Source organism: Vibrio sp. YT-15, from assembly GCF_033337445.1.
GTDB classification, from domain to species: domain Bacteria; phylum Pseudomonadota; class Gammaproteobacteria; order Enterobacterales; family Vibrionaceae; genus Vibrio; species Vibrio alginolyticus.
Window position 1 is genome coordinate 1 of record NZ_JAWOQR010000097.1, and the last position, 1,268, is coordinate 1,268.

Sequence of the window (1,268 nt, forward strand, 5' to 3'; positions counted from 1 at the left end):
GGGGTAGATCGGCCAAATTAATAATGAATTGGCGTTAGCATTGGAGATAAAAACAAAAAGGAAGGTCGCTATTAATAATGATTTTTTGAGTATGAATTCCATTTCATCCCTCCGAAACATCACTTACCACTCCAAGGTCAGCGTAAGCGTATCCATATAAATTCCGGCTATTTCATTCCCATTTATTATTGCCTTTGCCCAGATAGGAAACTGAATATTATCTGGGTCTTGATTGGTATCGACGGAATATCGTGTATCGATATCAAGCACTTGTGTGTAATCCAGATCCTGAAACAAAAAGTAGTCTACCGTCGTGACCTCTTCGCTATGCTTTAACTTGCGCACGCCATCCGATGAATTCAGCCCACCGTTTAGAGAAACATTCATCGCAATACCCGGAGTACAACTTAATGTAAGTGATGAGCTGTATGTGACACTGCCTTGTACTTCCGCTGCATAAACAGAAGAATGTTCACCAAAATCCAACGTTCCTATTTGTCCAGCTTGCGTTGCGCTCTCTTCTTGTACTGCGCCATTAATCAAACAGCCTGTGTCTACTGTTGCTGATACTTGAAAGGTTTCTGTCACATCAGCCAGCACAGTTGAAGAACACCAACTCATCACGACAAGTGAAAAGCCTCTAACAACCAGCGTCACGGTTTACCAGCTTAATGTCACACTGATTGTATCTGAGTACGATCCCGCAGTGCTGCTCGTACCGTAAGCTTTCGCAAAAAGCTCAATGGTCTGAGCCGTTGCGGTCGTAAACTCAGTAAGCGCCACCGTTCCATTTTGCACTATTTGGGTATTTCTGTCTGAATCGGTAAACAGCTTATATTCGATATACTCGGAACCATTCGACATCGCGTAGGAGCCAGCTGCTACACTTCCGTCATACAAACCAGTGCCAAGTGTAAAGGTCGGAGTCACACCGTTACTACAGAGCACTTCAATGCCCGTCGCGCTGCCACCATTGACCACAGCATCTTGCTCAGTAAAGATCGCTGGCACGTCGCCGAAATCAAGTAAACCAAAACCAATACCAGAAGCAGTGTCTACCGCATTATTTCCGTTGATCACACAACCTTGTACAAGGTTAATGGAAACATCAATGGTGCCGCTCACTGAGGCGCTGTTTGCTTGCCAACTGAATGACGTTAATAACAGAGGCATCATCAAATATATTCTTTTCATATAAAGCTCCATTTTCTAACATTCCACTGTATATCGATGATTGTTTTATTAGTTATAGCTCAAGTATGACAAAC

2 protein-coding genes are annotated in these 1,268 nt (G+C 43.3%); both read right to left on the minus strand.

Annotated elements, in window-relative coordinates; translation table 11 throughout:
- Positions 1–123: 123 nt before the first annotated feature.
- The gene (locus R7D93_RS25525) at positions 124–621 is read right to left on the minus strand and encodes a spore coat U domain-containing protein (protein ID WP_031831698.1); all 498 of its coding nucleotides are present in this window, start codon (positions 619–621) and stop codon (positions 124–126) included.
- Positions 622–660: 39 nt separating this feature from the next.
- Positions 661–1,206, minus strand: a complete 546-nt coding sequence (locus R7D93_RS25530; RefSeq protein ID WP_005485799.1) for a spore coat U domain-containing protein — start codon at positions 1,204–1,206, stop codon at positions 661–663.
- Positions 1,207–1,268 lie beyond the last annotated feature (62 nt).